Here is a 440-nt window from a genome sequence, read left to right on the forward strand (position 1 = left end):
GTGTTGCACGACCTCAACCTCGCTACCCACTACGCCAGCCACATCACGCTGATGAAAAACGGCAGCATCACCGCTGCAGGCGCAACCGCCGACATCATGCACGCCGAACGCCTCAGCCAAACCTACGACTGGCGCATCCTCGAATGCACCGCCAACGGCAAAACGTGGTTTCAAGCGGAGACTTTGTGAGGGGGTGTCTGAAAAGCGGTTGTATCACGGGTGGTTTGTAAAATGAATCTCCGCAAAAAGGTCGTCTGAAAAAGAAATGTTCAGACGACCTTTATCGTCAATATAAATAAGAGATACCCATGACGTCATTTCCTGACCTGCGTAGCAACTGTATTTTCACCCCGTCGGGCAAAAATACCAAAACTCAAATCAAGCCGTTTGGATACCGTTTTCGGCAAAGTAATCATTCAATATCGTCAGTAGTCGGTATG

Annotated in this window: 1 pseudogene; it reads left to right on the forward strand. The window is 49.3% G+C overall.

Going from position 1 to position 440, the window contains the following annotated elements:
• A pseudogene (locus ACTHUR_RS21205) lies at positions 1-189 on the forward strand (ABC transporter ATP-binding protein); the annotation flags it as partial.
• Positions 190-440 lie beyond the last annotated feature (251 nt).

The organism is Neisseria sp. P0021.S007 (genome assembly GCF_051956855.1).